The sequence below is a fragment of the Pseudomonas sp. Q2-TVG4-2 genome (assembly GCF_013620795.1).
GTDB lineage: Bacteria > Pseudomonadota > Gammaproteobacteria > Pseudomonadales > Pseudomonadaceae > Stutzerimonas.
The window spans coordinates 346,420-372,139 of sequence record NZ_LGLW01000006.1; the positions used below are offsets into that span (position 1 = coordinate 346,420).

Below are 25,720 nucleotides of genomic sequence, written 5' to 3' on the forward strand. Positions count from 1 at the left end.
AGTGGCACTGACAATTCTCGGCCTTTCCGGCGCCCTCAGTCACGATCCTTCCGCCGCGTTGTACATCGACGGCAAGTTGATCGCCGCAGTGGAAGAAGAGCGTTTCGTGCGCGACAAGCATGCGAAGAATCGCATGCCCTACGAGTCAGCCAAGTTCTGCCTGGAGCAAGCCGGTATCAAACCTGCCGACGTCGATGTGGTGGCGATTCCTTTCGCGCCGATCAGCATCTTCGAGAAAGCCCGCTGGCACTACGCCAAGCGCTACTGGTATGCACCGGATCGCGCGCTCGATGCCATTCTGTTCGGTAATCGCCGCTACAAGCGCTACCACAAGCGCATCCAGTGGTGCCTGCAACAGCTGGGTTTCGATCTGAAAAAGATAAAGATCGAGCCGGTCGAGCACCATCTGGCCCACGCCTCGAGCGCTTATCATTGCTCGGGTTTCACTGAAAAAACTGCGATTCTCGGCATCGATGGCAAGGGCGAGTACGCCACAACCTTCTTTGGCTACGGCGAGAATGGCCGCATCCACAAGATAAAAGAGTTCTACGATCCGGATTCGCTGGGCGGCCTGTATGGCGCGATCACCGAGTTCCTCGGGTTCGAAATGCTCGACGGCGAATTCAAGGTCATGGGCATGGCGCCCTACGGTGATGCGGCCAAGTACGACTTTTCGCGTTTGGCCAAATTCGAGAATGGCGAGCTGACCATCAACACCGATTACGCCAACGTCATCGGCTTTCGCCGCTACAAGGAAAAAAGTAAGGGTTATTACTTTTCACCCAAGCTGATCGAGTGGCTGGGGCCGAAGCGCGAAGGCGATATCGCCGACGACCCCTATATCCACTACGCCGCCAGTATGCAGGCCCTGTTCGAAAAACTGGCGCTGCAAATGATGGATTACTACCTGGGCGACATCCTCAACGAGACCGGCAAAATCGCCTTCGCCGGCGGCTGTGCGCTTAACGTGAAACTCAACCAGAAGATCATCGCGCGCCCGGAAGTGAGGGAGCTGTTCGTCCAGCCCGCCTCCGGCGATGCCGGTACAGCAGTTGGCGCGGCGGCTTACGTCTCGCATCAGCGTGGCGTGCCGGTGGAAAAGATGGAGCATGTCTATCTTGGGCCTGCCTACACCAATGAAGATATCATTGCCGCATGCGCGCGCCATCCTAACAAGCCGACCTGGCAGCAGATCGATAACATGCCCCAGCGGATCGCGCAGATCATGGTCGAGGGCAATCCGGTTGCCTGGTTCCAGGGCCGTATGGAGTTCGGCCCGCGCGCCCTTGGCGGTCGATCAATCATTGGCTGTCCGAGCGTGCCGGGCGTGGCCAATCGCATCAACGAGCAGATCAAGTTCCGTGAGCGCTGGAGGCCCTTTTGCCCATCGATGCTCGACACCGTCGCACCGCAGATGCTTAAAGTCGACCATCCAAGCCCCTTCATGACCTTTACCTTCGAGGTCAACGAGGGCTGGAAGGAGCGTGTGGGTGAAGTGGTGCACGAGGACGGCACCTCGCGCGCTCAGGTTTTGGAACGCCGCCATAACCCGCGCTGGTATGACCTGATGCTCGAATTGGAGAAACTCACCGGCAATGGCGTGTCGTTGAATACGTCGCTGAACCGCCGTGGCGAGCCAATGATCTGTTCACCGACTGATGCGCTAAATATGTTCTACGGATCGGATCTGCAGTATCTGATCATGGAGGATGTGTTGGTGGTGAAGGATGGGAAGGGCTAGGCATGAGCTCATCGAAGGATCCCGGCAGCCAGCAGTGGGTGCTGCAGCTTTGCCATGGCTATGACGGTCCCTTCCTTGACTGCGCCCGACAATACGCAGTGCTATTCAGCGGGACGCCATACAAGGTTTGCACCGTCTATTTGACCGGTGCGCCAAGTGCAGAGGCCGAGAACGGTTCGGCTTCTGACGAAGTGATCTTCCTCGGCTATAGCAGCAAAGACTTGCGCGGTCTCAAGCTCGACGCCATGCGCCGACTACGACGGATCGTCGCGGGGCGAAATTTCCGCTTCTGCATCGCCCACCGCTTCAAGCCAATCTACGTTGCCTTGTTAGCGACCCGAGTGCCGGTGATTGGCGTGCATCATGCCTTTGGCGTGTACAGCCGGCGGATGCGCCGTTGGTTCGTCAACTGTTTCCGCTCACGCCTGTTGCTGCTTGGTGTTTCCAATGCGGTGCGCGACGAGATTCGCACCCATCTTCCAAACTGGGAGTCCGCGCGCATCGAGACGCTGTACAACCGCATCGATGTCGCCGCGGTACAGGCTGAGCAGGTCTCGCGTGAAGCCGCTCGTGAAGCGCTCGGCCTGCCGGATGGTATATGGGTGGTCGGCAATGTTGGTCGACTGCACCCTGACAAAGACCAGACCACCCTTATCCGCGGTTTTGCTCAGGCGTTGCCTCAATTACAAAATGGAAGCCTGCTGGCGATCATGGGCAGCGGGCGCCTTGAGGGCTCTCTTCGCCAATTGGCGAAAGATCTGAATATCGCTGAGCAAGTTCTCTTCCTTGGGCAAGTCCCATCGGGCCGGCGCTATTTCAAAGCCTTCGATGTGTTCGCTCTGACCTCTGACCACGAGCCGTTTGGCATGGTGTTGCTGGAGGCAATGGCGGCCGGGGTGCCGGTTGTTACGAGTGACTGTGGTGGTGGGCGGGAAGTGATAGATGGCGCTGGCCTTGTATTTTCACTCGGCGACAGCACAGTACTTGCGAACAGGTTGATTCAGATATCGGATATGAGCGGTGAAGAACGCGCCTTATGCACGACGAGAATGCTCGATCGACTGGGCGATGCCTTTTCGGATAGCGCTGTGCGCTCTTGTTTCTGGCAGATGGATATCGTTTCTTCTATCGCTCGGTCGGCCATGGCTTCCTGAGGCGAGCGAGTTTAGGAGTTCCCGGTTGCATGATTACCTGGCTTAGAAATGAATATTGGAAGCGATGGATTCGTCGACACGGGTGCAAGTTAGCAAGCGGCGTATCGGCTTTGCGCAAGGGAAGCCGCTTAACCATCGAGACTGGCGCCGAGCTTGGGCATGTTCAATTGCTCTTTGATGAATTGAACATCGGTACTCGTACCTATATGCGAAGCGGCGGCGAGCTGCAGAACGTCGCTTCGATCGGGCGCTTCTGCTCAATCGGGTCGAATGTCGTGCTGGGCCAGGAACGCAATATCCACCCTAGTGACTGGGTCAGCTCTCACCCGTTCCAGTATTCCGGAACCGCTTGGCATTACCAGGCACGTTCCACCCCGGCTTGCGTCGGACATGACGTGTGGATAGGGCGCGACGCTATGGTTATGGAGGGCGTAGATATCGGTACTGGTTGTATTGTGGCAGCTCGCTCGGTAGTCACTAAAAGCCTTCCGCCTTACTCGATTGCCGCCGGCGTTCCAGCCAGGGTCGTCGCGCAACGGCACCCCCAACTCATGGCGCAGCAACTGCTCGCGTCGAAATGGTGGGACCTTCCGATAGCCGATCTAATCCGCCTGCCGCTCAACAATCCTGAGGCATTCCTGCGGGAACTGAGCGAAAGGACGTCTGTCGCTGGACTCAGGCCTAAAACTTTATGCATAACGCCGGATCGCTGCCACACTCTATGAATATTTTGTTGCTTGTTCAGGCCGAACAGCGCGCAATCCTTGATCGCTTGTACGAGGGCATCTCCACACATTGCAATTGCGATCTCCGTTGGTTGAGCTGTGAGGATCAGACGGATTTGCGCGGCTATTTTCGTCGGGAAGTCGACGTACATCGCTATGATCGGATCCTCTTTTTTCTTCGCTTCAAGCAGGAAATCCGCCAGGTTTCGTTTATCCGTACCGTACCTAATCTGGTAATTCTCGAGCACGATGCTTATCAGAACTACATTTCTTGTAAGTACGCCGGAAAGTTCAGCAAACACTATGCAAAGTTACCTTGGGCGCGAGTAATCAGCTCTGGGTACATGGTAAGTGAGCGGCTGCGCAAAGAGGGCTTTGATGCGATATTTGTTCCAAAAGGCTACGATCAGACCGCCTTGGTTGACATGCGGTTGGAGCGAGATATAGAACTAGGGTTCATCGGCAGCATAAAGAGTGGCGCTTATAGCGAACGGAAAGCCTTGCTGACCGAGCTGGCAAAGTTTGAAGATCTGGTCGTGACGCGCACCAACTCCGGTGAGGATTACCGGACCATGCTCAACCGCATTCGTTTCTTCGTCAGTGCCGATGTTGGCATGGGCGAATATATGATCAAGAACTTCGAGGCCATGGCCTGCGGCTGCGTATTATTCGCTTGGGATCAGGGCGAATCGGAAAATAAGGCGTTGGGTTTTGTCGATATGGCGAATCTGGTGCTTTACCGAAGTCTCGAGGAGCTGCGAAGCAAACTTGGGATACTGCGTTCCGATCCCGCGCTGGCTGTCCGCATTGCTGCGGCGGGGCGAGCATTGGCCGAGGAGCGATATACTTTTTTGAACATTGGGCGGCTTATTGTCCAAGCACTGGAGGAACCGCTTCGAGAGCGCCCGGCGATGGGGCTGTTAAATCGGTTGCGCCTGCGATTAGGGATGAAGTGAACATGCGTATTCGTCTTTTGATTCCCTATTTCGGTCGCTGGCCGTTTTGGCTGCCTTTCTTTTTGCAAGCCTGCAGATGGAACACTGACATCGAGTGGCTTTTTTTTACGGATTGCGGTGCGCCAGATAATTTGCCAGAGAACGTAAAGATCCAGCCAATGTCTTTCGCAGGCTACTGCCAATTAGTGAGTAAGGGGCTCGGCATCTCGTTCAACCCAACTAGCCCTTACAAACTCTGTGACATCAAGCCAGCATTGGGATATTTACATTCCGAGCATTTGGAGGGCTTCGATTTTTGGGGTTTCAGTGATATCGATCTCATCTATGGGGATTTGAGACAATATTTTTCTGATGAGCGGCTCTCCAGATACGATCTAATCTCTACGCACGCCCGCCGTATTTCTGGCCACCTGTGTATGTTGCGGAACAATAAGCGCATGCGCGAGGCCTTTATGAACATTCCCGGTTGGCAGAGCTGTTTCGAAGACCCTGCCCACTATGCGTTCGATGAAGGGGCGTTCAGTCGATTATTTATTCGACACAAAAACTGGCCAGAAGGGATTCGGCGGATAGCTGATAAGTTTAATCCGTGGCGCCGGCGTAGCGAATTCACTGAAGCGTTCAGCACCCCGCATGCTCGCGTTCCCTGGCTCGGCGGTGGCTTCGACTTCCCAGAGTGCTGGATGTGGAACGTTGGAAAACTAACGAACAACCGGGATGGTTTACGTGAATTCCCCTATTTCCACTTCATAACTTGGAAGAGCTCGAAGTGGTCAGATGGTCAGTCTGAAACATTGATCCAGCCTCCGGATCTGTCTTCAAGACCCGCATGGTGTATCACGGAACAGGGTTTTCGACCTTATGGCCGCAGTCTGGGCTCTGAGGAAAAAGCCAGTGTCGTTGAAGTGCTTTAAAGCGGCCTGACTGGAGACGGCAAAAATGAGCACAATCAGTATTGTCTGGTCCTCGGGCAAGGCTTATGCGTCGATCCACAAGGTGCACGACCAGATTCTGTCACTGGCAGCTAACCGGGGCGATATACACACCTGGGTTTTGCAGGGCCAGGAGGATGCGGCGGCTCAAGCGAGCGGAAGGCCGTTGTATTGGCAGACAAGCACGAGAGCGCTGAAAGGCAAAGGCGTTTGGAGGTTATTGCAGTGGAGGCTGCAACGGCGTCTCGCTCGTGAAATAGGTCGTGTTAAGCCCAAGGCGATGCTGCTTGATGGTATTGGCGTGGCGCGGCTGATTGTGCCGGTAGTCGTAGGGTCGCATGCCGCTGAGCCCCAGGTGATTGTGGTCTTTCATGGTGAGGGCCGTCTTCGAGAAAAGGATAAAAGCCTGCTCAGCGCTTTGCCAGCGCATCGCTTGAAATTGATCGCAGTATCCGAAGCCCTTGCCGAGTCGCTACGCTTTAAGCTGGGCATGCCAGTAACCGCAGCGAGAACAGCAACCAACCCACACTCATTCAGACAATCGCTTATCCCTGGTCACGAAGCCAGGGCAAGGCTGGGTGTCGATAGGGACTGTCTGCTTCTAGGAGCGGTAGGGCGCCTGGTTGAAGGCAAAGGCTATCTGGCGATACTCGACGTTATGATTAGGCTGTCACGAAGCCGGGACGATCTACATCTCGTCATCGTAGGCGAAGGTGCGCAACGGTCTGAGCTGGAAAAGCGTATCCGGAGCTTAGGGCTAGAATCAAAGGTAACCTTGGCGGGGTATCGTGACGACGCTGCACGGCTTTACCGAGCCTTTGACGTAATGCTGATTCCATCGCACAACGAGGGGTTGGGTCTGGTACTGCAGGAGGCTGTACTGGCCCGGGTACCGGTTGTTTGCAGCGACCTGCCTGTTTTCATCGAGCAGCTTGGCCCCAGCGGCGTCTATGTAGCAACGGATGATATCTCCGGCTGGGTCGGTGCCGTTGGGCGAGTGATCGACTCGGATCGCGAACTGCTTGCAGGCGAGCAGGATCGTCAACTCGCGCCAGAAGTCAGTTGGAAGCAATTCTGTAAAGGCTACGCAGACTTACTGCTATCTGACGGCGACTCTGATCCGGTCAAAGCCTTGTAGAACTGGGAGAACGGAAATTCGTTCTGCATTTTTTCTCGCTTCAAATATCGACTGAAATGCGCGAGGTTGCGCTTGACCATGTAGTTTGGCAGTGGTTTGCCCAGGAACCGCATATCCGCAATATCGATCAGGCCCAGCGCGTTTTCCGGCGTCAGAACGATGTTACCTAGGTGAAGCGAGCGGAAGTAGACACCCCGTTCGTGTAGTCCACGAACGAACAGGATGAGCTTTGGGAGGATTTGCTCCCAGCTGAATTCGGGCCGGACGGCAAGCTGGGTCAAGGACGTGCCTGGCAAGGGTGCGTAAAGCACTGCACTGAGCGACGTGTCAGGTAATTCGTACAGCGTGTGAACTCTCAGCGTAGCGATGCCAAGTGCTCGCAGTCGCTCAGCGTTTTCGGCGAAACGGCGCGAGTAGGGCCGCAGGAGAGCAGAGGATAGCCATCTCTTGCGGCGAAAAAACTTCAAGAACTGGCCGTTCTCGAGTCGCAAAACCTTCGGGCCGAGGCTATCCGCCTCCAGAACAACGGCGTTAGTGGTGAGCAGTTGCAAGTCTCGCTGGCATAATTGGCTTACGTGCATCAATGACTAGGCCTGGATCGCGTACGAACGTTATAAGGGGCGCGTATTCTAACATCGCCGTTAGTGGCACATTTCGCTTGTCTTCTAAAAGGAGTTTTATGGATTGCCGTCGATTGGGGCTGGCCTGGTTAACCTTGGGTCTGCTCTGGTTTTTGCTTGGAATAACCTGGAGTTCTACGACGAAGCTATACCAGCAAGGTTTGATAGTTTTGTTCTGGCTTCCGGCTTTATGGATGTCCTGGTCACGGAGGCAGTTTCTCCTTGACGTCTGGCGGCTTGAAAAACCTCTCGTATTAGCCCTGTTTGCTTTGCTCGTGTGGAGTGCACTCAGCGTGATATGGACCGCTGCAGACGAGCCCGCACGTGAAGCCAAACGGCTGCTCTATGTCGTGTGTTTCTTGCTAGGCCTGCTGTTGGTGGGGGACGTACCTTCCCGTATGACTGCTGTACTGCGATGGGCTGGCTTTGGGCTGGCACTCGCTGCGTTAACAGCACTTGTTTACCACTACGGTATTGTGGGCATGCCTTGGGAATGGAGGGTTGTGGGGCTCGGCCTGCTTGACCATCCAATTATCGGCGGCTATGTGGTCGGAATGGCGTTGATATGGTGGTCATGTTTGCCTCCTAGACGAACAGTTCTGCGTCTTGTCTGGGCGGCCGGGCTGTTGATGCTGTTTACGTTTGCGGTGATGACGCAAAGCCGTGGATTGTGGATCGCGCTGTTGGTTAGCGTACTGTTGATTCCCACCTGGCAAGCCGGGCGTGCAGGCTTGATCATGGCCTTACTGTTCGTAGTTGCGGCGATCATCGGTTATTGGTTATTTGGCCAGTATGTGGTCGCCAGAGGCACATCCTACCGTCCCGAAATCTTTGCTGCCAGCGTTGGGATGATTGCTGACAAGCCCTGGCTGGGCTTGGGGCTGGGAAGCGATTATCGAGTCGAAGCGCTGGGGCGCTTGTTTGATCACACGCATAACCTGTTCATCCACGTGGCCTTGGAACTGGGCCTGCCTGGCCTCATCCTCTGGCTAGTGATTTGGGGTCGCAGCTTCGTCATAGCAGTGCGCGAGCGCGCTACGACTCTAGGCAACATGCTGATCGGTCTATGGGTGTTCTGTACCATGGCACTGCTTTTCGACGGCGCGAGTCTTTGGAACTCCCCTCGACCCGAATGGTTCTTGACCTGGTTGCCGGTGGGGTTGGCGCTGGGGCTAATCGGCGTGCGAGCTACCTCGAAGTGTTACCATTCCCGCCCTTCAACGCGCGAGTGCAGTCCTCTATGAGTGGCTCATCCCTGAACGCTGACACGGCATCCGGTCTTAGCATTTACTTGCGCTTGCTGCGCTATGTGATCCCCTACTGGAAATTGTTCGCTGTCAGCCTGCTGGGCTTTCTGCTTTTTGCCTCCACCCAGCCGATGCTCGGCTATATCCTCAAGTTCTTTGTCGATGGGCTGAATAATCCCGATGCAAGCTTTTTTGCCCAGGTACCGCACCTGAGCGAACTGAAGTCGCTGGCCGATCTCAAGCTGCTGCAGGCTGTACCGCTACTGATCGTGCTGATTGCGGTGATGCAGGGTATTGGCTCTTTTCTCGGCAATTACTTTCTCGCCAGAGTATCGCTGGGGTTGGTGCACGACCTGCGCGTGGCCTTGTTCAACAACCTGCTCGTGTTGCCAAACCCTTATTTCGACAATCACAACTCCGGTCATCTGATTTCGCGTATTACCTATAATGTGACCATGGTGACCGGCGCAGCGACGGACGCGATAAAGGTAGTGGTGCGAGAGGGCATGACCGTGATCTTTCTGTTCGCCACGCTGTTGTGGATGAACTGGAAGCTGACGCTGGTGATGGTGGTGATTCTCCCGGTCATCGGCGTAATGGTGTCCAGTGCCAGCAAGAAGTTTCGCAAACAGAGCAAGAAGATTCAGGTCGCGATGGGTGACGTCACCCATGTGGCATCCGAGACGATTCAAGGTTACCGGGTGGTGCGTAGCTTCGGTGGCGAATCGTATGAGCAAAATCGCTTTTTTGATGCCAGTACCGACAACACCGGCAAGCAGCTGCGCATGGTCAAGACCAATGCGGTCTATACCCCTACGTTGCAGTTGGTGATTTACAGCGCGATGGCGGTGTTGATGTTTCTGGTACTGTACATGCGCGGAGACGCCTCGGCGGGTGATCTGGTCGCCTACATTACGCTTGCCGGTTTGCTGCCCAAACCGATCCGGCAACTTTCCGAGGTGAGTTCCACTATCCAGAAAGGCGTTTCTGGAGCTGAAAGTATCTTCGAGCAGCTTGATGAGTCGCCCGAAGCAGACAGTGGTACGTTCGAGCGCGAGAAAGTTACCGGGAAGCTGGAGGTCAGCGATTTGAGCTTCGTTTATCCAGGGACGGATAAGCAGGTGTTGCACGACGTCAGTTTCAGTGTCGAACCGGGGCAGATGGTGGCGCTGGTTGGACGTTCTGGGAGCGGCAAGTCGACTCTGGCCAACCTCATACCTCGTTTTTATCATCACACTCGTGGGCAGATCCTGCTAGATGGTATGGAGATCGAGGATTACACCCTGCGTAATTTGCGTCGGCACATCGCTTTGGTTACGCAACAGGTCACGCTGTTCAATGACACAGTCGCCAACAATATCGCTTATGGCGATTTGGCGGGCGCACCGCTTGAGGATATCCAGCGCGCGGCCCGCGATGCCTACGCCGATGAGTTCATTCGGCAGATGCCTCAGGGCTACGACACCCATGTTGGTGAGAATGGCGTGCTGCTTTCAGGTGGTCAGCGCCAACGCCTGGCCATTGCCCGCGCGCTGCTGAAGAACGCGCCGGTTCTTATTCTTGACGAGGCTACGTCGGCGCTGGACACCGAGTCCGAGCGGCACATCCAGGGTGCGCTGGATCATGCAATGACGGGGCGTACGACGCTGGTCATTGCCCATCGGTTGAGCACGATCGAGAAGGCGGATTTGATCTTGGTGATGGAGCAAGGTCGCATCGTCGAGCGTGGTACCCATGCGCAACTGCTCTTGACCAACGGCGCTTACGCCCGATTGCACGAGACACAGTTCAAGAGCGACGAGCCGGAGTAAGTGGCGCTGTCTGCCATGCGCCGCCGGTCTTCAATGCCCGTCTCCTTAGAGTAGCTGCGCCGGCTTGGGCGGTTCGTCATGTTATGATCCTCCGCTTTTTTTGCTCCGGAGCCCCCATGAAGCTGTCCATGCCCCGATTCGACCAAGCCGCCGTTCTGGTGGTTGGTGATGTCATGCTCGATCGATACTGGCATGGCGGTACCTCGCGGATATCGCCGGAGGCGCCGGTGCCTGTGGTGAAGGTCGAGCAGGTGGAGGATCGGCCGGGCGGTGCGGCCAACGTCGCGCTGAACATTGCGGCACTTGGTGCGCCGGCAGCATTAGTGGGTGTGACCGGTGTAGATGAGGCGCGGCAGAGTCTGACGGACAGCCTGGCCGCCGCCGGGGTAGGCGCGCATTTCCAATCCATCGAGCATCAGCCGACGATCATCAAACTTCGCGTCATGAGTCGTCATCAGCAACTGTTGCGGATGGATTTCGAGGAGCCCTTCGATACGGATCCCGTTGCGCTGCTGGCGCAAGTCGAGGAGTTGCTGGATGGCATCAAGGTGGTGATCCTCTCCGATTACGGCAAGGGTGCGTTGCGTAATCACCAGGCTTTGATCCAGGCTGCTCGCAAGCGCGGCATTCCAGTACTGGCCGACCCCAAGGGCAAGAATTTTGAGATTTACCGAGGTGCGTCGGTGATCACGCCGAATCTTGGTGAGTTCGAAACCATCGTTGGTCATTGCGCAGACGAAGCCGAACTGGTGGCCAAGGGCGCCGAGCTGATGCATAGCCTCGAACTGGGGGCTCTGCTGGTCACACGTGGCGAGCACGGCATGACCCTTTTGCGACCGGAGCATTCGGCACTGCACCTGCCGGCGCGGGCCCGTGAAGTATTTGACGTCACCGGTGCCGGCGATACCGTCATCTCTACCTTGGCCGCTGCGATCGCCGCCGGTGAAGAGCTGCCGCAGGCCGTGGCGTTGGCCAATCTGGCGGCCGGTATCGTCGTCGGCAAGCTGGGGACGGCCTGCATCAGTGCGCCTGAGCTGCGTCGTGCCGTTCAGCGCGAGGAGGGCTCCGAGCGCGGTGTGATGACCCTTGAACAGCTGCTCACTGCCATCGAGGATGCCCGAGCCGAGGGTGAGCAGATCGTCTTCACCAATGGCTGTTTCGACATTCTGCATGCCGGTCACGTGACCTATCTGGAGCAGGCCCGCGCGCAGGGCGATCGGCTGATCGTCGCGGTTAACGATGATGGCTCGGTGAGCCGTCTGAAAGGGCCGGGGCGACCGATCAACTCGGTCGATCGGCGGATGGCCGTTCTAGCTGGTCTCGGCGCGGTGGATTGGGTGGTCTGCTTCCCCGAAGATACGCCGGAAAACCTGCTGGCGCAGGTGAAACCGGACGTTTTGGTCAAGGGCGGCGACTATGGAGTCGATCAGGTTGTAGGTGCGGATCTGGTCGCGGCCTACGGTGGCGTGGTGAAGGTGCTAGGGCTGGTTGAAAACAGCTCCACTACCGCGATAGTCGAGAAGATACGCAGCCGCTAAAGCGTACCGGGCACGATGGGACGATTCTGCCGCTAATGGCAAGCGGCAGCGGTGGTCGTGTCGATCCAATCGCGCCAGCGGATGCGTTCGTCCCGCACGACCCACTCATGCTGCGGCGCAAAGCTCTCCGACAGCCATAACCCGCGCGTGCTGGCGGGCACCGGCTGGCCCTTGCGCAGGGTTAGCAGCGAGGCGGTGGGACGCCCTTGTTGCAGCGGAATCAGGTACAGATCGGGACGGCTGCGATCCAGCTGCGCCACGAGCTTGCCGTCTTCGAGGCGCTCGTCGACGTGGAATAGGCTCAGCTCCCGGGTCTCCTTTGGCAGCTCCAGGCGCATGTCGTAAACCAGCTGCAGCGATGCGGTGGGGAGGTGCACGTAGGCCCTCGGCCGCTCCATGAGGGTCATTTGTCCGCATTGGACCGGCCGGGCCGATCCGGACAGCGAAGCCAGAGTGAAGTGCACGGCTTCGCGGTAGCGCAGGCTGCCTTGATAGGGCGCCGGTAGCCAGATATCACCGAAGCGTCCAGCGAGCCAGCCTTCCGGGGTTTCCAGCAGACATTCCTCGGCAACTTCCTGGATGGCCGTCAGCAGCGGCAGGCTGAGTTCGTGTGCTGGTACATAACCGGAGATCAGCTTCAGCACGACATCGCCGCGATCCAGACGTTGCTGACGCACCAGTACCCAGTAGTCCTGGCCTTGCCAGCGGAGCGTCAGGCGCACCGAAACACCGAGGTTGGCCAGTTCGAGGCTGAAGCGGGATGGATCGTCGACCGCAACTGGCCGCCGTCGCTCGAGCATCTCGCCGAAGTTTAGCGGGCGGCCTAGGCTCTGGTAGCGCAAGCCATCTGCGCTGGCTTCGACAAGCAGCGGCAGGGTCTTGAAAGCGGTGGGATTCTTGCGGATCAACACGCGCGGCATCGGCTCCTCCTGGCGTCGGGCGGCCGTAGGGCCGTCGTTATTGTTGTTGGGACAAAACGGCTGCAGCGATATGCACGTTATCTGACAGGTGTTGCGGGTTGATGGTGCCGACAATGGCGGCGCTGACACCCGGATGAGCGAACAGCAGCTCGAAACTGGCTCGCACCGGGTCTTCGCCTGGCTTCAAGCAGGCATGACCGCTGGCCAGGGCTTTTTTTATCAGGATGCCCTTGGTGCGGGATGCAGCGTAGTCGAGTACCGGGCGTTCGGCCTGTTCATTGAGATTGTAGGTCACCATGGCGCAGTCGCCCTGATCGAGCGCAAGCAAGCCGCCTTCGACGGTTTTGCCGGACAGTCCGTAGCCGAGGATTTTGCCCTCGCGCTTGAGTTCCGCAAGCGTCTCGTATACGCCGCTGTTTCGCAGAATATCCACGTCCCGTCCATCCGAATGCACCAGCACCAGGTCGATTCGGTCGGTCTGTAGGCGCTTGAGGCTGCGCTCCACAGAACGCCGAGTATGTTCCGGGGAGAAGTCGAAATGCGATTGGCCGTCGATGAATTCTTCGCCGACCTTGCTGACGATGACCCACTGATTGCGTTGGCCCTGCAGCAGCGGGCCCAGGCGCTGTTCGCTGATGCCATAGGCCGGGGCGGTGTCGATCAGGTTGATGCCAAGGTCCTGCGCCAGCCCGATCAACTGCCGCGCCTGCGCATCGTCTGGAATGCGAAAACCATTGGGATACTTGACGCCTTGATCGCGGCCCAGTTTGACGGTACCCAGCCCCAGTGGCGAAACCATCAGGCCGGTGCTGCCGAGCGGACGGCGCAGGTCGTGTAACGTTTCGCTCATGACAATAGCCCCTCCCAGAAAGGCCCGGTGACGGCCGGGCGCGGCAGTGCTGGCAGCGGAGAGTACTGCTGCGGGTGGATGCCGTCGCGGATCAGGGCAGCCTGAACGCGGTCAGCGAAATCCGGTGACAGCGCCAGTTTGGTCGGCCAGCCCACCAGCAGCCGCCCTTGTTCCGCAAGAAAGGCATTGTCCGGCCTGGACTGGGCCGACTGGGCCGGTTCGGCGCGATCGATGCGAAGCGTGGCCCATTGGGCGGATGAGAGGTCGATCCAGGGCACGAGTTCGGCCAGCTCCTTCTTCGCCGCAGCGATCTGCGCCGCTTCATCGCGTGCTACACCGTCGGCCTCCGCCAGGTCCCCCCCCAGGTACCAGATCCATTCGCCATCGGCCGCCGGGTGGCTGGTCACCGTGATCCGCGGCTTCGAGCCGCCTCCCAGGCAGTGTGCGTACAGCGGCTTCAGCGTGGCAGCCTTGACCAGCACCATATGCAGTGGGCGTTTTTGCATGGCTGGCTGTGCGAGGTCCAGTGCGCGCAGCAGCTCCGCATTGCCGGCGCCGGCGCTCAGGACGATGCGCTGCGCGCGTATCACGCGACCATCAACGATCAGCCCCGTCAATTCATTATTCTCGCGCAGCGGCTCGACCGTGTCGGCAGCCAGCAGACCGCTACCGGCCAGTTCCGCCAGGCGCTGGATCAGGCTGGGTACGTCCAGCACCAATTCGCTGAGTCGATACACCTTGCCCTTGAAGCGAGCGTCCTGCAGCGCGGGCGGCAGCTCGCTGCCCTTGACCTGGCCGACTCGCGAGCGCACGGCCTTGCTGGCAAAAAAACTGGTGAGGTTGCCGGCCAGGGTGCCGGGTGACCACAGATAGTGCGCATCGGAGAGCAGCCGCACGCCGGAAAGATCCAGTTCCCCGTTGCCGGCCAGGGCCTCGCGCCAACGCCGCGGCATATCGGCGATGGCTTCCGACGCACCGGTCAGAGCCCCGCTTAACGCGTACTTGGTGCCGCCGTGAATGATTCCCTGTGACTTGACGCTTTGCCCGCCACCGAGCGCACCCTTGTTGATCAACAGAGTCGAGTAGCCTTGCTGGCGCAGGCGCGCGTTCAGCCACAGACCGGCGACGCCACCCCCTACGATCAGGATGTCGGTGCTCAGGGAATCGGACATGGGCGGGCCTCATTGTGGAAACAGGCGCGCAGTATAACCGCTTGCCCATCGGCTTCATGTCACCGCCCATAGTGGGATTTCAGTGCCCTGTACTACCGGAAAATACCTGGATCACCACCACGCCGGCAACGATCAGAGCCATGCCGAGTATGGCCGGCGGGTCGAGCTTCTGCTGATAGATCAGCGCTGCCGCGATGCTCACCAGAACGATACCGAGGCCGGCCCAGACGGCATAGGCGATCCCCACCGGAATGGTTTTGACCACCAGGCTGAGCATCCAGAACGAAATGCTATAGCCGACGACGACCAGCAACAGGGGCAGCGGGCGGCTGAATCCGTCCAATGCCTTCATCGAGGTGGTCGCGATCACTTCGGCGATGATAGCAATAGCAAGGTAGATGTAGCCTGTCATGCGGCCTCCGGTGGCATGCAGGGCGAGCGATTCGCGCTGCGGTTCATTCGGCTGCGCCAGCGCTGGCAAGTTCGGAGCGCTGTCGCTTTTCCTTTCCAGCCGTCGTGGTGGCCGTTTCGCAGAGGCCTTTGCTAAGCTCCGCGCCCATGAATCGTACCCTTTATACCTTGTTGTTCCATCTCGCCTTGCCCGTTGTGATGGTTCGCCTACTCTGGCGCGCCCGGCGTGCGCCTGCCTATTCGAAGCGCATTGGCGAGCGTTTTGCCGTTGGGCTGCCCGACTTCCAGCCGGGGGGGATTTGGGTCCACGCGGTCTCGGTGGGGGAGAGCATCGCCGCCGCGCCGATGGTCGGTGCGCTCAGGGCGCGCTACCCACAGTTGCCGATTACCGTGACCTGCATGACCCCGACGGGCTCCGAGCGGATCAGGGCGCTGTTTGGCGATACGGTGCAGCATTGCTACCTGCCTTATGACCTGCCCTGGGCAGTTTCGCGTTTCCTGCAAAGGTTGCAGCCGAAGCTGGCGGTGGTAATGGAAACGGAGTTATGGCCGAACCACATCCATCAGTGCGCCCGCCGCGGTATTCCCGTGGCGCTAGCCAATGCGCGGTTGTCCGAACGCTCGGCCCGCGGCTATGCGCGCTTCGCCCGGTTGACCGGCCCGATGCTCGCCGAGCTGAACCTGATCGCTGCACAGACCGAGGCCGAGGCCGCACGTTTCCGCCAGCTCGGTGCGCGCGACGCTGCCGTGCAGGTGACTGGTTCGATAAAGTTCGATCTCATGATTGATCCGACTTTGTCGAGGCAGGCGGAAGCCCTCCGGCAAGAATGGAGCGCTACCGCCCGTCCTGCTTGGATCGGCGCCAGCACCCATACCGGCGAAGACGAAATTCTGTTGGCCGCCCAGCGGCAGTTGCTCGTCGCACATCCCGACGCCTTATTGATCCTGGTGCCACGGCATCCGGAGCGCTTTGGCTTGGTGTTCGAGTTGTGCAGAAAGCAGGGCTTTACCACCGTCCGCCGCTCGCTCGGCGAGCCGCCCCTGGCGGGAACACAGGTGCTGCTTGGCGACACCATGGGCGAGTTGCTGTTTCTCTTTGCGCTGGCGGACGTGGCCTTTGTCGGCGGCAGCCTGGTACCCACTGGCGGCCACAATCTGCTGGAACCCGCTGCCCTCGGCAAGCCGGTGCTGACCGGTCCGCATGTGTTCAACTTCCTAGACATCGCCGCGCAACTGCGAGATGCCGGCGCGCTAAAGGAGGTCGGCAGCGCGCCTGAGCTGGCGGCGGGAATCGAGGCGTTCTGGACAGATCCGGCGAGTACCGAGCAGGCTCGATCCGCGGGATACCATGTGTTGAAGAACAATCAGGGCGCACTGGGCCGGCTATTGGAGGGATTGGCCCGGCTGCTCAATGACTGAGTCGCAGCCCGCTTGCTATCGGTGGGTTTCACTTAATCCATTCTCACGCCGGAAGGGCGAGCAGCGCGCGCCGCAGAGCGGGTTGTTTCGCCCAAGCCAATTCCTCGGTCAGATCAGACCTCAGGCGAGCGAACTCCGCCGCTGTCCTACTCCACGCGCACGGGTCGACCGAAACTCTCCGACAGATCCGGCGGCAGGAAGTCGCTGTCCGGGTCGTAATCCGATTTCAAATAGCGCTGCAAGTCCTCCAGGTCGCCCGGGTTGAGCGTGCCGGCCGCCTGCTTCAGGCGCAGGCTGTCGAGAATGTAGTCGTAGCGGGCATTGTTGTAGTCGCGGACTGCGGCGAACAGCCGGCGCTGGGCGTCGAGTACGTCGACAATATTCCGCGTCCCCACCTGATAACCGATGTCGGTGGCCTCCAGCGCGCTCTGGTTGGAGATGATCGATTGCAGGCGTGCTTGCACCTGCTCGACATCCGTATTGACCGCGCGGTGCAGGTTGCGGGTGGATTCGACTACCTGCCGGCGCAGGCTCTCGCGTTGCTGCTCGGTCTGGGTGAGTTGATAAAAAGCTTCGCGGCTCTGTGACGTGGTCAGGCCACCGCTGTACAGCGGAATGTTCAGCTGCAGGCCAATGCTGCTTTGCTCGACGTTGCCGTTGTAACGCGGCAGATCGAACCCCGGAATATCGGTTGAGCCGGTATTGGAGAAGCCCAGGGTGTCGTTGTCGCCCTTGCTGTAACGCGCGACGGCATCGAGCGTCGGTGCATGGCCGGCACGGCGCTGGCGCAGGGTTTCCTCGGCGGCGGTGACTGCTTGGGTGCTGGCCAGCAGATCGAGGTTTTGTTGGGCAGCAGTATTGACCCAGGCGCTGGCGTCGTTCGGGACTGGTGGTAGCACCGGCAGGCTGTGCTCGATGCCTTCGAGCGCCAGGTACTCACGATTGGTGAGGGTGAACAGTGCCTGGAAGGCATCGTCGACCTGGCGCTGGGCGATCATCCGATTGGCGCGGGCGGTGTCGAAGCCAGCCTGGGCTTCGAGCACATCGGTGCGATCGGAAAGGCCTACTTCGAAGCGCTCGTCGGCCTGATCGAGTTGCCGCTTGAATGCGGATTCCTCGGCCTTCGTGGCGGCGAGGTTGTCTTGTGCACGTAGCACCGCGAAGTACGCCTGAGCGGTCAGGCGGATCAGATCCTGCTCGGCGATGGAATACTCAAGCGCCGCCTGCTCGCTGATGGCTTCGGCCGCCTGCAACTGGAACCAGCGCTCGGCGCGAAAGATCGGCTGGCTCAGCGTCGCCTGATAGACGGTACCGGTGCGTGACAGCGAGCGGGAACCGGCGTCGGTGTCGAGCTCGGTGCGGGTATTGCTCATCTCCGCACCAGCGGTGAGATTCGGCAGCAGGCCGGCACGCGCCTGAGGTACGACTTCCTGGATAGCCTTGTACTGGGCGCGCGCCGCCGCAAGGTCGGCGTTGTTCTCGACGGCCTGACGATACACGCTCACGAGGTCGGTGCGGCTGGAGAGGGCGGGTGCAGTTTCGGCCCATACCAGCCCCGAGGAGGCGACGGTCACGGCGAGTGCCAGCGTGAGTCTGCGCAGCATGTGCGTCTTTCCCTGAAGCGGAGTGATGGGCAAGGCTATGCGCCGCCATGCGGCCGGTCAAGCAGCGTGGCGATGCAGCCATGACGCTGCCTGCGGGCGTTCCGACAGGCACGGCGAGTCATGGCAAAAATGACCCGACGGTCGCGCCATTTTCGGTTCGACGTGGCTTTCCCACGGACTCTTGATTAGACTCGGTCCCGTTCTTGTCGGGGTGCCTTGAATCGAAGGCTGAGATCGGAAAGTTCCGGATCCCGTTGAACCTGATCAGGTTAAGGCCTGCGTAGGGAACAAGATGTGCTCGCCAGCCGCCCCGGCGAGCGCTCTCGGCGCCAGTTCCGGCGCGCCCGATGCCCTTCACCCGCCGTGTTTTTCAGGTTCGCTCCGACAACTATCGAGGAGCCAGTCTGATGCGTGAAGAACAACAAAACTTGAGTGAGTCGGCCCAGGTCGACCAGCAATCGATCCAGCCTTTCCCGCGTTCACAGAAAATCTACGTACAGGGTTCGCGCCCGGACATTCGCGTGCCGATGCGCGAGATCAGTCTTGACGTGACCCCGACCGACTTCGGTGGCGAAATCAACGCGCCGGTGCTGGTCTACGACACCTCCGGTCCCTACACCGATCCGAGCGTGACCATCGATGTGCGTAAAGGCCTGGCGGATGTACGTTCGGCTTGGATCGACGACCGCGGCGACACCGAACTGCTCGATGGGCTGACCTCTCAGTTCGGTCAGCAGCGGCTGACCGATGCCGAGCTGACCAAGATGCGCTTCGCCCACGTGCGCAACCCGCGCCGTGCCAAGCCAGGCAAGAATGTCAGCCAGATGCACTATGCACGTCAGGGCATCATCACGCCCGAGATGGAATTCGTCGCCATCCGCGAAAATCTGAAGCTGCAGGAAGCGCGCGCCGCCGGTCTGCTTACCGAGCAGCACGCTGGGCAGAGCTTCGGCGCCTCGATTCCGAAGGAAATCACCGCCGAATTCGTGCGTGACGAAGTGGCCCGCGGCCGGGCCATCATCCCTGCCAACATCAACCACACCGAGCTGGAGCCGATGATCATCGGCCGCAATTTCCTGGTGAAGATCAACGGCAATATCGGCAACTCGGCGCTGGGCTCGTCCATCGAGGAAGAAGTCGCCAAGCTGACCTGGGGCATTCGCTGGGGCTCGGACACCGTAATGGACCTGTCCACCGGCAAGCACATCCATGAAACCCGAGAGTGGATCATCCGCAACTCGCCAGTACCGATCGGCACCGTGCCGATCTATCAGGCACTGGAAAAGGTCAATGGCGTCGCCGAAGACCTGACTTGGGAGCTGTTCCGCGACACGCTGATCGAGCAGGCTGAGCAAGGCGTGGACTACTTCACCATCCATGCCGGCGTGCTGCTGCGTTATGTTCCGCTGACCGCCAAGCGCGTCACCGGTATCGTCTCGCGTGGCGGTTCGATCATGGCCAAGTGGTGCCTGGCCCATCACCAGGAGAATTTCCTCTATACCCATTTCGAGGAAATCTGCGAAATCATGAAGGCCTACGACGTCAGCTTCTCGCTGGGCGATGGCCTGCGTCCGGGCTCGATCGCCGATGCCAACGATGCCGCGCAGTTCGGCGAGCTGGAAACCCTCGGCGAGCTGACCAAGATCGCCTGGAAGCACGACGTTCAGTGCATGATCGAAGGCCCTGGCCACGTGCCGATGCAGCTGATCAAAGAGAACATGGACAAGCAGCTGGAATGCTGCGACGAGGCGCCGTTCTACACCCTCGGCCCGCTGACCACCGATATCGCGCCGGGCTACGACCACATCACCAGCGGCATCGGCGCGGCAATGATCGGCTGGTTCGGTTGCGCCATGCTCTGCTACGTCACGCCCAAGGAGCACTTGGGGTTGCCGAACAAGGATGACGTCAAGACTGGGATCATCACCTACAAGATCGCCGCGCATGCCGCCGACCTGGCAAAGGGCCATCCGGGCGCGCAGATTCGCGACAACGCCCTGTCCAAGGCGCGCTTCGAGTTCCGCTGGGAAGACCAGTTCAACCTCGGTCTGGACCCGGATACCGCCCGCAGCTACCACGACGAGACGCTGCCCAAGGACTCCGCCAAGGTGGCGCATTTCTGCTCCATGTGCGGGCCGAAATTCTGCTCGATGAAGATCACCCAGGAGGTCCGTGAGTACGCCGCGCAGAACGGCCTGACCGACGAGCAGAAAGCCATCGAGGCCGGGTTCAAGGAACAATCCTCGCGCTTCAAGGATGAAGGCTCGGTGATCTACAAGCAGGTGTGACGCAAAGGATCGTTCTCATGCTCTCGCATGGGAGCGATCGGCTTTCTTCGTAGGAGCGGGCCTTGCTCGCGAATGCTCTGGAGCCCTGCGCAACCGAGCTTCGCGAGCGCTCCTGCCTGTTCAGTGCCAATCCTGGCCTTTTGAGAAATCGACGTGAACATTCCCGGTCGCTATTCCCCACATCAAAGCATCGCCTCCGAGCATCGTGTGTTCGGCGGGCGCGATATGTTTTCCCTGTGGTTTTCGCTGGGTATCGGTCTGATGGTGCTACAGCTGGGCGCCTTGCTGGCGCCGGGGCTGGGTATGAGCAGCGCCTTGCTGGCGATCGTTTGCGGCACCGCGGTTGGCGTCTTGCTGCTTGGTGCGGTCGCGGTGATCGGCAGCGACACTGGGCTGTCGTCCATGGCCAATCTGAAGCGCACGCTCGGCGATCGCGGCGCGGTACTGCCGGCCTTACTCAATCTGGCGCAGCTGGTGGGTTGGGGTGCGTTCGAAATTATCGTCATGCGCGACGCTGCGAGCCTGCTCGCGGCCCGTGCGTTCGGCGAGCAGAGCTGGCTAATCAGCCCCGCGCTCTGGACGCTGTTCTTCGGGACGCTGGCGACGCTGCTGGCGGTCACGGGCCCGCTGACCTTCGTGCGACGGATTCTACGCAAATGGGGTATCTGGCTGTTGCTTGGCGCCTGTACCTGGCTGACCTGGAACCTGTTCGACAAAGCCGATCTTGATGCGCTCTGGGCGCGGCGGGGCGACGGCTCGTTGCCCTTCGCACTGGGCTTCGATATCGCCATAGCCATGCCGTTGTCGTGGCTGCCGCTGATTGCTGACTATTCGCGCTTCGGCAAGTCCGCAGGCCGCGTATTCGGCGGCACGGTGCTCGGATTCTTCATCGGTAACGTCTGGCTGATGGGATTGGGAGTGGCCTATACCCTGGCCTTCGCCGATAGTAGCGAAGTCAACGCACTGCTCCTGGCGCTGGCCGGCGCAGGACTGGGTATTCCGCTGCTACTGATCCTGCTCGACGAATCGGAGAACGCCTTCGCTGACATCCATTCGGCGGCGGTGTCGGTAGGTGTGCTGCTACCCGTTCGGGTCGAACAGCTGGCGCTGGTCATCGGTGCGCTCTGCACGCTGATCGCCTGGTTTGCGCCGTTGGCCGAGTACCAGAGCTTCCTGCTGCTGATCGGCTCGGTGTTCGCCCCGTTGTTCGGCGTGGTGCTGGTTGATCACTATCTGCTCCGTCGCCGTGGTCTGTTGCCGGCACCGCACGAAACCTTGCGCTGGGAGACGCTGCTGGCCTGGGGATGCGGCGCGGTCACCTACCACGTGCTGGCGCGCGTCTGGCCGGAGATCGGGGCCAGCCTGCCGGCGCTGTTTCTGTCTGGCGGCCTGCTGCTGTTGCTGAGCCGCTTCGGTCGCGCTACGGCAGGTACGCCGGTTTCACAATAGCCTCGAGCGCTTCGTAAGGAATCTCCAGCTCGGGATGGCCGCTCGAATACGGCGCGATGCTGTAGACGTCATATTTGAGCAGCACCTTGTCGCGTAGCAGCGCGACATTGGCGGTCCGCTGGAAAGGCCACTGCCGAGAGAATTCGGCGTCATGCTGGTTGGCCAGCAGCCAGCGCTGATGCGCCTGTGCGGCGGCGCGCCAGAAGGCGCCTTCCTTGCCCGGGACGAGGATGTCGGCGAGACCCACTTCGCGGTCCTGGTCACGGTCATAGTTGATAAAGCCGCGACCGGGCATGCCGTGGGCGCCCCCGGTATAGAGATAACTCGACAACTCGACGACCAACAGCGAGTCATGTCGCTGGCGCAGCTTGGCCTGCAGGTAGCTGCTCCAGCCTCGCTCGGCGTCGCGTAGAAAGTCGCGCTGGTAGCCCTCCAGCGTCGCCGGCAGCTCGGCGTCAGGGTTGTTCATGGTCATCTTGCGCAACCGCTCGTCGATCAATGCGTTCAGCGCAGGCTCATCGACGAACAGATGGGTATCGATGTTGACCAGCGGGCAGTTATCGTCCTGCTCGGAGCAACCGGCAGGGCGCTGCTCGCTGATGACCTGTCGAACCTCGACAGGCGATTCGCCGCGAAAGTGCTGGCAGGCGCTGAGTAGCAGGCTGAGCGCGATCAGTGGGAGGGCTTGGCGAAAGGGCATCAATGGTTTCATGGCTTTTGTAGTGACTGCGGTGCGGTTTCGAGTGCCTTCGGTGTGCGAAGTTCGTAAGCGGGCGTCGGGTAATTTTTACCGATGCGAGTGGTCTGCAAAGGGCTGCGCCTGAATAAACGGCGCGCTAGGATGACACCTGAGAGACCGCTCACGCCGTGACGGTTGCAGCCTTTCCCCGCCAGGCTGGCGCGGACAAACCGATATGTGAGTGATTCATGACTGATACTTTCAAATCCGGCCCGGATGATGTCGAGATCATTGAGCGAGAGCAATGCTTCAGCGGCTTCTATCGCCTGGATCGCCTGCAGCTGCGGCATCGCCTATTCAGCGGCGGCATGGGCCGGCAACTGGAGCGCGAGCTGTTCGTCCGTCACGATGCGGTCTGCGTGTTGCCCTACGATCCTCGCCGCGATGAGGTCGTGCTGATTGAACAGTTCCGGGTCGGTGCGATAGGCAAGGTCGATAATCCTTGGCTGATCGAGCTGGTGGCGGGTCTGATCGACAAGGAGGAGCAGCCCGAGGAAGTAGCGCGTCGCGAAGCGATCGAGGAAGCCGGGCTGGAGGTGGGCGAGCTGTGGCCTGTGACCACCTACTTCCCCTCGCCGGGCGGCAGTACTGAGCGCGTGCACCTTTATGTCGGGCATTGCGATAGCTCCAATGCTGGCGGCGTGTTCGGCCTGGACGAGGAGGGTGAGGATATCCGTGTACATGTCTGGTCGGTGCAGCGGGCGTTGCAGGCCGTGCGCGATGGCGGCATCGACAATGCCGCGAGCATCATCGCGCTGCAGTGGTTGGCTTTGAATCGCGACGAAATCAGGGGGGCGTGGACATGAGACGGACGCGCGAACGGTACCGCGTCGACCTGCTGGAGCTGCAGGCGGCCTGCGAAGCGAATTACATGCGGCTGATGCGTCTGCTGCCCGACATGCGTAACCAGCCCGATACGCGCCGGATTGCGATGAGTCAGGGTGACCGGCTGTTGGGCGTGCTCGTACTGAAGGTAGTGGAAAGTTGCCCCTACACCACCACCGTGCAAATCAGCCAGCAGGACTGCCTGCCTTGGCTGCCAGTGCCGCAGATGGATGTGCGCGTCTATCACGATGCACGCATGGCTGAAGTGATCAGTGCCGAGCATGCCCGGCGTTTCCGCGGCATCTACAGCTATCCCAACGCGCAGATGCACCAGCCTGACGAGAAGAATCAGCTCAACCTTTTCCTCGGCGAATGGCTCGGTCATTGCCTGGCCTGTGGCCACGAGTTGGAACCCGTGGTGTAACGATCAAAACCCTCTGAGCTGCCATCGCCGCTGCCTTCGCACCTGTCGCGCCAGCAAGCGGTTCTGTGATGCATGCCCGCATCGCGCAGTTTACCCCTACAGCCGCGAGCCACCATAATTCCTCTGCGATTTCGCCAAAGGAGACGGGTCTTGGCTGCTGCGCCCCCTACTGCTGAAAAAGATTCGGTACTGCTCGTGCAGCTCACCGACAGCCATCTATTTGCCGAGACGGGTGGCAAGCTGCTGGGCATGGATACGGCTGAAAGTCTGCAGCGGGTAGTCGATCTGATCCTTGACGAGCAACCATGCGTTGACCTGATGCTGGCCACCGGGGATTTGTCTCAGGACGGCTCGATCGCTTCTTATGAACGGTTCAGAAAGCTCTCCGAGCGCATCGAGGCGCCCATGCGCTGGTGCCCCGGTAATCACGACGAACTGGATGCAATGCGACAGGCTGCTCGTGAGAGCCAATTGATGGCTCCCGTTCTCGAAGTCGGCGCCTGGCGTGTGGTGTTGCTGGATACGTTGGTACCCGGCTCGGTCTTCGGCATGCTTCGTGATGATCAGCTGGAACTGTTGGAAAGAACCCTGTTACAGGCGCCGGAGCGGCCCCATCTGGTCTGTTTGCATCATCATCCGGTCATGATTGGCAGCCGCTGGATGGACAGTATCGGACTGCATAATCGCGAAGCGCTGTTCGAGGTTCTTGATCGTTTCAGCTGCGTGAAAGCGTTGCTCTGGGGACACATTCATCAGGAATTCGACGGCTGGCGCAGCGGCGTCCGATTGTTGGCCACTCCGTCGACCGGCGTGCAGTTCACGCCTGGCAGCGAGGATTTTCAGGTCGATACGCGTGCGCCGGGCTACCGCTGGCTGCGCCTGTATGCCGACGGAGCACTTGAGACCGGCGTCTCGCGAGTGGTTGGCATCGATTTCGAGATCGACTACAGCGTCAAAGGGTATTGATAGCTCCAGGGCCGCCCGAAGGCTGAAGCAAAAAAACCTTGGCGCTGGCGAGCCACATACTGGTTCGCTTCCAGCTTCCAGCTTCCAGCTTCCAGCTTGCAGCACGCGCGCCTCGCCTAGTAGCCTTTCCCGTCTTTTGTCAGCTCAGCGAGCCCGCATGACCAGCACGCAGCCCGCCATTCTTTACATGCACGGCCTCAACAGTTCTCCGCTCTCGCACAAGGCGAGCCAGCTGACCGCAGCGCTTGAGCGTATCGGCATGGGCGCGAGGCTTCGGGTGCCAGCATTGCATCATCATCCGCAGCAGGCCATCGCCCAGCTCGAAGCGGCAATCGGCGAGCTGGGGCGTCCCGTGCTGGTCGGCAGCTCCCTCGGCGGATACTATGCAACGCACCTCGCCGAGCACCATGGCCTCAAGGCTTTGCTGATCAATCCGGCCGTGGCGCCGCATCGTCGCTTTGACGGTTATCTCGGGCCGCAGACCAATCTCTATTCGGGTGAGGTCTGGGACCTGACCGAGGATCACATCGTCGCTCTGGCCGGACTGGAAGTCCCACCACCTCAGGACGCCGAGCGCTACCAGGTCTGGCTGCAAACCGGTGACGAGACGCTGGATTACCGCCACGCGGCGGATTTCTACAAGGGTTGCGCTGTGCGCATTCAAGCCGGCGGCGATCATGGCTTCCAGGGTTTCGCCGAGCGGCTTCCCGCGTTGCTGGCCTTTGCCGGCTTCGACCCGGCCATCTTTGCTGAACTCGATTTTTCCGATTTATAAGGACATCACGAGACGC

The 25,720-nt window shown here is 59.7% G+C and carries 23 protein-coding genes and 1 riboswitch; of the genes, 16 read left to right on the forward strand and 7 right to left on the reverse strand.

Going from position 1 to position 25,720, the window contains the following annotated elements:
• Position 1: 1 nt before the first annotated feature.
• Genes H3028_RS14895 through H3028_RS14920 form a run of 6 tightly spaced genes read left to right on the forward strand, consistent with a single transcriptional unit; the run spans position 2 to position 6,646 of the window.
• A complete protein-coding gene (locus H3028_RS14895; RefSeq protein WP_181297937.1) occupies positions 2–1,741 on the forward strand; it encodes a carbamoyltransferase in 1,740 nt (579 codons plus the stop codon).
• A 2-nt stretch (positions 1,742–1,743) separates the two neighbouring features.
• A complete protein-coding gene (locus tag H3028_RS14900) occupies positions 1,744–2,895 on the forward strand; it encodes a glycosyltransferase (RefSeq protein WP_168424365.1) in 1,152 nt (383 codons plus the stop codon).
• 29 nt (positions 2,896–2,924) lie between these two features.
• Positions 2,925–3,620, forward strand: a complete 696-nt coding sequence (locus tag H3028_RS14905) for a CatB-related O-acetyltransferase (RefSeq protein ID WP_181297939.1) — start codon at positions 2,925–2,927, stop codon at positions 3,618–3,620.
• A complete protein-coding gene (locus H3028_RS14910) occupies positions 3,617–4,576 on the forward strand; it encodes a glycosyltransferase (protein ID WP_168424363.1) in 960 nt (319 codons plus the stop codon). The genes H3028_RS14905 and H3028_RS14910 overlap by 4 nt, the downstream gene beginning before the upstream one ends.
• 2 nt (positions 4,577–4,578) lie before the next feature.
• Positions 4,579–5,490 carry a DUF6625 family protein gene (locus tag H3028_RS14915; protein ID WP_178114079.1) on the forward strand — a complete coding sequence of 304 codons (912 nt, stop codon included), beginning with the start codon at positions 4,579–4,581 and terminating at the stop codon, positions 5,488–5,490.
• A gap of 25 nt (positions 5,491–5,515) precedes the next feature.
• On the forward strand, positions 5,516–6,646 hold the full coding sequence (locus H3028_RS14920; protein ID WP_168424361.1) for a glycosyltransferase: 1,131 nt from the start codon (positions 5,516–5,518) through the stop codon (positions 6,644–6,646).
• Here H3028_RS14920 and H3028_RS14925 read toward each other — a convergent pair.
• A complete protein-coding gene (locus tag H3028_RS14925) occupies positions 6,592–7,227 on the reverse strand; it encodes a toluene tolerance protein (RefSeq protein ID WP_168424360.1) in 636 nt (211 codons plus the stop codon). The genes H3028_RS14920 and H3028_RS14925 overlap by 55 nt on opposite strands.
• 98 nt (positions 7,228–7,325) lie before the next feature.
• Here H3028_RS14925 and H3028_RS14930 point away from each other — a divergent pair, with 98 nt between their 5' ends.
• The 3 genes from H3028_RS14930 to hldE all read left to right on the forward strand — a co-directional run bounded on the left by H3028_RS14930 (position 7,326) and on the right by hldE (position 11,862).
• Positions 7,326–8,510 carry an O-antigen ligase gene (locus tag H3028_RS14930; protein ID WP_168424359.1) on the forward strand — a complete coding sequence of 395 codons (1,185 nt, stop codon included), beginning with the start codon at positions 7,326–7,328 and terminating at the stop codon, positions 8,508–8,510.
• The gene (gene msbA, locus H3028_RS14935) at positions 8,507–10,324 is read left to right on the forward strand and encodes a lipid A export permease/ATP-binding protein MsbA (RefSeq protein WP_168424358.1); all 1,818 of its coding nucleotides are present in this window, start codon (positions 8,507–8,509) and stop codon (positions 10,322–10,324) included. Before H3028_RS14930 ends, msbA begins: the two co-directional genes overlap by 4 nt.
• Before the next feature lie 116 nt (positions 10,325–10,440).
• Positions 10,441–11,862: a bifunctional D-glycero-beta-D-manno-heptose-7-phosphate kinase/D-glycero-beta-D-manno-heptose 1-phosphate adenylyltransferase HldE gene (gene hldE, locus H3028_RS14940; RefSeq protein ID WP_181297941.1), complete on the forward strand. Its 1,422-nt coding sequence runs from the start codon at positions 10,441–10,443 to the stop codon at positions 11,860–11,862.
• Positions 11,863–11,894: 32 nt separating this feature from the next.
• Here hldE and H3028_RS14945 read toward each other — a convergent pair whose 3' ends face one another.
• The 4 genes from H3028_RS14945 to H3028_RS14960 all read right to left on the reverse strand — a co-directional run bounded on the left by H3028_RS14945 (position 11,895) and on the right by H3028_RS14960 (position 15,216).
• Positions 11,895–12,782 (reverse strand): metal ABC transporter ATPase, encoded by an 888-nt coding sequence (locus tag H3028_RS14945; protein ID WP_181297943.1) that lies wholly within the window; start codon positions 12,780–12,782, stop codon positions 11,895–11,897.
• Between the two features lie 37 nt (positions 12,783–12,819).
• A complete protein-coding gene (locus H3028_RS14950; RefSeq protein ID WP_181297945.1) occupies positions 12,820–13,632 on the reverse strand; it encodes an aldo/keto reductase in 813 nt (270 codons plus the stop codon).
• Positions 13,629–14,804 (reverse strand): FAD-binding oxidoreductase, encoded by a 1,176-nt coding sequence (locus H3028_RS14955; protein WP_181297947.1) that lies wholly within the window; start codon positions 14,802–14,804, stop codon positions 13,629–13,631. The genes H3028_RS14950 and H3028_RS14955 overlap by 4 nt, the downstream gene beginning before the upstream one ends.
• A 79-nt stretch (positions 14,805–14,883) precedes the next feature.
• Positions 14,884–15,216: a multidrug efflux SMR transporter gene (locus H3028_RS14960; RefSeq protein WP_181297949.1), complete on the reverse strand. Its 333-nt coding sequence runs from the start codon at positions 15,214–15,216 to the stop codon at positions 14,884–14,886.
• Positions 15,217–15,362: 146 nt separating this feature from the next.
• Here H3028_RS14960 and waaA point away from each other — a divergent pair, with 146 nt between their 5' ends.
• Positions 15,363–16,634: a lipid IV(A) 3-deoxy-D-manno-octulosonic acid transferase gene (gene waaA / locus H3028_RS14965; protein ID WP_181297950.1), complete on the forward strand. Its 1,272-nt coding sequence runs from the start codon at positions 15,363–15,365 to the stop codon at positions 16,632–16,634.
• A gap of 146 nt (positions 16,635–16,780) precedes the next feature.
• On the opposite strand, the gene H3028_RS14970 is transcribed toward waaA, so the two are convergent.
• On the reverse strand, positions 16,781–18,238 hold the full coding sequence (locus H3028_RS14970; RefSeq protein WP_181297952.1) for a TolC family outer membrane protein: 1,458 nt from the start codon (positions 18,236–18,238) through the stop codon (positions 16,781–16,783).
• Between the two features lie 197 nt (positions 18,239–18,435).
• A riboswitch (TPP riboswitch) is annotated at positions 18,436–18,542 on the forward strand.
• Between the two features lie 103 nt (positions 18,543–18,645).
• Here H3028_RS14970 and thiC point away from each other — a divergent pair.
• Together thiC and cytX are read left to right on the forward strand one after the other, a co-directional pair.
• Positions 18,646–20,526 carry a phosphomethylpyrimidine synthase ThiC gene (thiC, locus tag H3028_RS14975; RefSeq protein WP_375154418.1) on the forward strand — a complete coding sequence of 627 codons (1,881 nt, stop codon included), beginning with the start codon at positions 18,646–18,648 and terminating at the stop codon, positions 20,524–20,526.
• Between the two features lie 153 nt (positions 20,527–20,679).
• Positions 20,680–21,975, forward strand: a complete 1,296-nt coding sequence (cytX, locus tag H3028_RS14980) for a putative hydroxymethylpyrimidine transporter CytX (protein WP_181297954.1) — start codon at positions 20,680–20,682, stop codon at positions 21,973–21,975.
• Here cytX and H3028_RS14985 read toward each other — a convergent pair.
• Positions 21,947–22,675 carry an RsiV family protein gene (locus H3028_RS14985; RefSeq protein ID WP_258237802.1) on the reverse strand — a complete coding sequence of 243 codons (729 nt, stop codon included), beginning with the start codon at positions 22,673–22,675 and terminating at the stop codon, positions 21,947–21,949. The two genes, cytX and H3028_RS14985, sit on opposite strands and share 29 nt — an antisense overlap.
• Before the next feature lie 227 nt (positions 22,676–22,902).
• Between H3028_RS14985 and nudF the strand changes: the two genes are divergently transcribed.
• The 4 genes from nudF to H3028_RS15005 all read left to right on the forward strand — a co-directional run bounded on the left by nudF (position 22,903) and on the right by H3028_RS15005 (position 25,704).
• Positions 22,903–23,520 carry an ADP-ribose diphosphatase gene (nudF, locus tag H3028_RS14990; RefSeq protein ID WP_181297957.1) on the forward strand — a complete coding sequence of 206 codons (618 nt, stop codon included), beginning with the start codon at positions 22,903–22,905 and terminating at the stop codon, positions 23,518–23,520.
• Positions 23,517–23,963, forward strand: coding sequence for a DUF1249 domain-containing protein (locus H3028_RS14995; protein WP_181297959.1), 447 nt, complete (start codon positions 23,517–23,519; stop codon positions 23,961–23,963). The genes nudF and H3028_RS14995 overlap by 4 nt, the downstream gene beginning before the upstream one ends.
• Before the next feature lie 150 nt (positions 23,964–24,113).
• Positions 24,114–24,929, forward strand: coding sequence for a 3',5'-cyclic-AMP phosphodiesterase (cpdA, locus tag H3028_RS15000; RefSeq protein WP_181297961.1), 816 nt, complete (start codon positions 24,114–24,116; stop codon positions 24,927–24,929).
• A gap of 157 nt (positions 24,930–25,086) precedes the next feature.
• Positions 25,087–25,704 carry a YqiA/YcfP family alpha/beta fold hydrolase gene (locus tag H3028_RS15005; protein ID WP_181297963.1) on the forward strand — a complete coding sequence of 206 codons (618 nt, stop codon included), beginning with the start codon at positions 25,087–25,089 and terminating at the stop codon, positions 25,702–25,704.
• The last annotated feature ends 16 nt before the right edge of the window (positions 25,705–25,720 follow it).

Excerpts from the sequence above, each read along its gene's own strand:
- H3028_RS14955 (WP_181297947.1), bottom strand. The coding sequence starts at position 14,804 with ATGTCCGATTCCCTGAGCACCGACATCCTGATCGTAGGGGGTGGCGTC.
- H3028_RS14995 (WP_181297959.1), top strand. The coding sequence starts at position 23,517 with ATGAGACGGACGCGCGAACGGTACCGCGTCGACCTGCTGGAGCTGCAG.
- H3028_RS14945 (WP_181297943.1), bottom strand. The coding sequence starts at position 12,782 with ATGCCGCGCGTGTTGATCCGCAAGAATCCCACCGCTTTCAAGACCCTG.
- thiC (WP_375154418.1), top strand. The coding sequence starts at position 18,646 with ATGCGTGAAGAACAACAAAACTTGAGTGAGTCGGCCCAGGTCGACCAG.
- H3028_RS14910 (WP_168424363.1), top strand. The coding sequence starts at position 3,617 with ATGAATATTTTGTTGCTTGTTCAGGCCGAACAGCGCGCAATCCTTGAT.
- hldE (WP_181297941.1), top strand. The coding sequence starts at position 10,441 with ATGAAGCTGTCCATGCCCCGATTCGACCAAGCCGCCGTTCTGGTGGTT.
- H3028_RS14915 (WP_178114079.1), top strand. The coding sequence starts at position 4,579 with ATGCGTATTCGTCTTTTGATTCCCTATTTCGGTCGCTGGCCGTTTTGG.
- H3028_RS14950 (WP_181297945.1), bottom strand. The coding sequence starts at position 13,632 with ATGAGCGAAACGTTACACGACCTGCGCCGTCCGCTCGGCAGCACCGGC.
- H3028_RS14970 (WP_181297952.1), bottom strand. The coding sequence starts at position 18,238 with ATGCTGCGCAGACTCACGCTGGCACTCGCCGTGACCGTCGCCTCCTCG.
- H3028_RS14985 (WP_258237802.1), bottom strand. The coding sequence starts at position 22,675 with ATGCCCTTTCGCCAAGCCCTCCCACTGATCGCGCTCAGCCTGCTACTC.
- H3028_RS14960 (WP_181297949.1), bottom strand. The coding sequence starts at position 15,216 with ATGACAGGCTACATCTACCTTGCTATTGCTATCATCGCCGAAGTGATC.
- H3028_RS14925 (WP_168424360.1), bottom strand. The coding sequence starts at position 7,227 with ATGCACGTAAGCCAATTATGCCAGCGAGACTTGCAACTGCTCACCACT.
- H3028_RS14930 (WP_168424359.1), top strand. The coding sequence starts at position 7,326 with ATGGATTGCCGTCGATTGGGGCTGGCCTGGTTAACCTTGGGTCTGCTC.
- H3028_RS15005 (WP_181297963.1), top strand. The coding sequence starts at position 25,087 with ATGACCAGCACGCAGCCCGCCATTCTTTACATGCACGGCCTCAACAGT.
- H3028_RS14920 (WP_168424361.1), top strand. The coding sequence starts at position 5,516 with ATGAGCACAATCAGTATTGTCTGGTCCTCGGGCAAGGCTTATGCGTCG.
- msbA (WP_168424358.1), top strand. The coding sequence starts at position 8,507 with ATGAGTGGCTCATCCCTGAACGCTGACACGGCATCCGGTCTTAGCATT.
- waaA (WP_181297950.1), top strand. The coding sequence starts at position 15,363 with ATGAATCGTACCCTTTATACCTTGTTGTTCCATCTCGCCTTGCCCGTT.
- H3028_RS14905 (WP_181297939.1), top strand. The coding sequence starts at position 2,925 with ATGATTACCTGGCTTAGAAATGAATATTGGAAGCGATGGATTCGTCGA.
- nudF (WP_181297957.1), top strand. The coding sequence starts at position 22,903 with ATGACTGATACTTTCAAATCCGGCCCGGATGATGTCGAGATCATTGAG.
- H3028_RS14900 (WP_168424365.1), top strand. The coding sequence starts at position 1,744 with ATGAGCTCATCGAAGGATCCCGGCAGCCAGCAGTGGGTGCTGCAGCTT.